Origin of the sequence: Yoonia sp., assembly GCF_036007805.1 — a bacterium.
GTDB lineage: Bacteria > Pseudomonadota > Alphaproteobacteria > Rhodobacterales > Rhodobacteraceae > Yoonia.
Map to the genome: position 1 here is coordinate 1 of NZ_DASYOK010000165.1, position 3,528 is coordinate 3,528.

General features: G+C 59.6%; 3 protein-coding genes and 1 pseudogene. 3 read left to right on the plus strand and 1 reads right to left on the minus strand.

Annotated features, from left to right (window positions below; genetic code table 11):
• Window positions 1-286: 286 nt before the first annotated feature.
• Both VGP75_RS09735 and VGP75_RS09740 read left to right on the plus strand, forming a co-directional pair.
• Window positions 287-1,245, plus strand: a protein-coding gene (locus VGP75_RS09735) for an IS630 family transposase (RefSeq protein ID WP_327543472.1) whose coding sequence is annotated in 2 segments (ribosomal slippage) — window positions 287-628 and window positions 631-1,245 — 957 coding nt in all. Because the reading frame shifts where the segments join, the coding sequence is not laid out codon by codon here.
• A gap of 36 nt (window positions 1,246-1,281) precedes the next feature.
• Entirely contained in the window at window positions 1,282-1,497 is a 216-nt protein-coding gene (locus VGP75_RS09740) for a hypothetical protein (RefSeq protein ID WP_327543473.1), read from the plus strand.
• Between the two features lie 98 nt (window positions 1,498-1,595).
• On the opposite strand, the gene VGP75_RS09745 is transcribed toward VGP75_RS09740, so the two are convergent.
• On the minus strand, window positions 1,596-1,907 hold the full coding sequence (locus VGP75_RS09745) for a hypothetical protein (protein WP_327543474.1): 312 nt from the start codon (window positions 1,905-1,907) through the stop codon (window positions 1,596-1,598).
• 300 nt (window positions 1,908-2,207) lie between these two features.
• On the opposite strand from VGP75_RS09745, the pseudogene VGP75_RS20610 reads away from it, so the two are divergent.
• Window positions 2,208-3,528: pseudogene (locus tag VGP75_RS20610) on the plus strand (phage tail tape measure protein); the annotation flags it as partial.

Sequence of the window (3,528 nt, forward strand, 5' to 3'; positions counted from 1 at the left end):
GCAAACCACACCGGTTTCGCAACCCCTGAAGACCAGCCATCGGCCAAATTGTCATCCGCGCGCCGCCATTCATCGGTCTGCCCGCCGTCGCAAACACCACCCCGGAGCTGAGCCAGCAACACAATCCCCATAGCGCAAAACCAACACGCGGGTTCGTTCAATCCGGCTTCAATGAGGTCGCGGACAGCGCATGTGTGACCCCACCGTTGTCCCCCACGACCTCACAGAACCCTCCAGATTCACAGCGGGCTGTTTTTCTGATTCATCCTGTTTGGGAGGATGGATCATGTCAGCAGCTTTGCCAGACGCGCTTCGGGCGCGTTTTCAGCGATATATTGAGGAAGGGTTAAGCGGTCGCGCGGCGGCTCTACGCTTGAAGCTCTCGCCCGCGACGGGAGCGCGATGGGCGCTTGCCATCCGGCGGACGGGACGGGCGGAAGCTGCGCCGCAGGGCCGACCAAAAGGCCGGGGCAAACTGGACCCGCATCGAGACTTCTTTGCCGAGATCATCGCGCAGGATGGCGACATCACGATGCCCGAGCTGAGTGCAGCCCTGTTTTCCACGACGCGCGTTCAGGCGCACCCCAACGCCATTGGCAAGTTCCTTCGCAAACTGGGCTACACATATAAAAAAAGTCACTGGTCGCCACCGAACGCCGCCGTGCCAAGGTAAGGCGACAGCGCGAAGACTGGTTCAAGCACCGCATTCCCGCCGTGTCGAAGCACCCGGACCGCGTTGTCTTTATTGATGAAACATCCGTGAAGACCAACCTGACACGGCAGCGGGGATGGGCTCCTAGCGGAAACCGCCTGATCATGGACGCGCCCTTCGGATCATGGGGCACCCAGACCTTTATAGCCGGGCTGAGTGCCGATGCGATGATCGCCCCCTGGGTGATCAAAGGGGCCATGGATGGCGCGGCTTTCGCTGCTTACGTCGAAAAGGTGTTGGTGCCAGAACTCTCACCCGGAACCGTCGTCATTCTGGACAACCTCGCCACCCACAAGAATGCCGAGGCAGAAAAAGCATTGCGCAGAGCCGGATGCTGGTTCTTGTTCTTGCCGCCATATAGTCCCGATCTCAACCCGATCGAAATGGCGTTCTCCAAGCTCAAAGCGCACCTGCGCCGGATAGGGGCACGCACATTCACCGACATGTTCAACGCAATCGCCGAGATCTGCGGCCTCTATTCACCAGAAGAGTGCTGGAACTACTTCACGGCTGCCGGATATGTCGCAGGTTAAGGGCGGGACGCTTTAGTGAAGAAGCCGAGAGAATTTATGAGCAATTACGACCAGGAGTTCGTGGAAGGGATGCAACTGAAGCTGCGGCTGAACAGGGAAGCCTTGAAGGCTTCCGAGGTGTCAGCCCTACCCAACGCACAGTCCGCGCCGAGCGGAGACTTTCGGAGCGACTTGATCGATCAGATCTTGGCGGACAAGCCGGGCCTTACACGCGAGAAGCTGGATCAGGCGATGCAGGAGATGGGCTTTTAGTTTTTGAGCCAAACGCGAGGCGCGACGTCAAAACTCTAGCAATGCGTTAAATGCGCAGTCTGGGTCCATGATCGGCGGCAAGGGTACAGACAGACTGATCATCTACTGTTTTTTAGTAGCCGTGGTTCAGAAGCATTGGTTGTTGCATCTTCTGCTTCGTTTTCGTGTCGCGCTTTCCGAAGGCGGGCAATCTTTTCTTGCCGCTTGTTTACTTCCTGCTCGGTGATGTCCTTTGCCATGCGGGTCGTTTTTTCTAATGTTGTTTCGGCCCGCGGCTGCGCGGTTGTGAACTGCGAAAGTTTTGTAAGCTTGGCGATAACACTGCTCTCCTTGGTAAGTTTTTGATTATTCGAGTTCTTGGATAATGTTGGCGGCTGCACATTGGGCCACTGCAGTGGACCAGCCTCCAAACCGAACGCTGGATTTCACGGCCAAACCGAGTAACGGCTGGCAACGCATACTTGGTATGCGAATTCCGCAGACTTTGCAAATTCCGGCCAATCGCTCTGCCGACAGACGGATCATTCTCAGTCGCACCACCGCGCCGTCCAGCACAGCCCCTTTCAGGCCTTCTCTCGAATGACCGAAGGCCCCCTGCAGCAGACGGTAACCTCCAAGCGGGTGGCAAACACGGGCATACTCTGCTGACTGCGGTCTCATCGCGACCTCAGTGACCAATCACGCACTGCCTACATCAGGATCCCCACCCCATGACCAGCAAACAAGTCTCTGTCCGGCTGTCAGCGACCGGCGGCCGGCAGGTACGTGCCGAGCTGGAGGGTGTCGGCGAGGCCGGTGCGCGCGGTTTTGGCCGGCTCAGCCGCGAGATGGAGGCGGCCAACCAGCGCATGGCAAGCTTATGGTGGCGCACCAATCTGGGACTGGCGGCGCTTGCCGCCACGATCAAGACCACAGGCGCGCTGATTGTCCGCTCAGGCCTGCGAACGGTAGATGCGCAGGCCAAGCTGGCGCAGTCGCTCGACACAACGGTGGCCTCGATCTAGGTACTGGAGCGCGCAGGCGCGCTTGCGGGCGTTTCTATGTCAGGCATCGAGCAAGCGACAAAGGACCTGACGCGGCGGCTCAGCCAGGCGGCAGCCGGCACGGGTCCCGCGGCGGCAGCGCTCGACCGTTTGGGGCTATCGGCGGAAGGGTTGGTGCGCATGCCGCTCGATGAGAGGGTCGATGCGATCAACAGCGCAATCACGCAATTCGTTCCCACGGCTGAACGAGCTGCGGTGGCAGGTCAGCTCTTTGGCGAAGAAGGCTCAATTGTCATGGCGCGCATCGACAGCGCCACATTGCGGCAAGCGACGCAGGATTTGCGCGATTTCGGGGTCATCGTTTCTGAGCACGACGCAGAGTAAATCGAGGTGACCAACGATGCGATCTCGCGGCTGGGACTTCTCTGGCGCGGGGTGGCCAACCAGCTGACCGTCGCCGCGGCACCCGCACTTGAAGCTGCCGTGAACGGGCTGGTCGCCTTTGCACGCGTCACCGGCCCGCTTGGGGTGGCGATCCGGTTTACCTTCGACAATCTGACCCGCTTTGCCACCTTTGCGGTTACCTTCATAGGGCTGATGGCAGGGCGTTGGGTGCTGGCCATGGGCAAAGCCGCATTGTCGGTCAAAGGGCTGGCAACGGCGTTTGTGTTTCTGAAGGGCGCCATCTTGCGCACGGGCATCGGGGCGCTGATCGTCGGTGCTGGCGAGCTGGTCTTTTGGTTCACCAAGCTGGTGTAAGGTGCGGGGGGCTTTGGCAACGCAATGGCGCTTCTCAAGGATGTCGCAGCCGAGGTCTGGGGCCGGATCAAGATGGGCGCTTCTGTTGCAGGTGCTGCGGCCACAGCGATGTTTTATGATTGAAGGCCGATGCTGCCTCGGGCATGGCCTCAGCGATCAACAGCGTGGTGGGCTTTGGCAATGCGGCGGTCAACACGTTTCAAGGAACGTTCTATGCGGTGCAGGCGGTCTGGAGCGCGCTGTCGGATGTATTCCGCCGTATTGGGGCGCTGTCGATCAATGCGCTGAT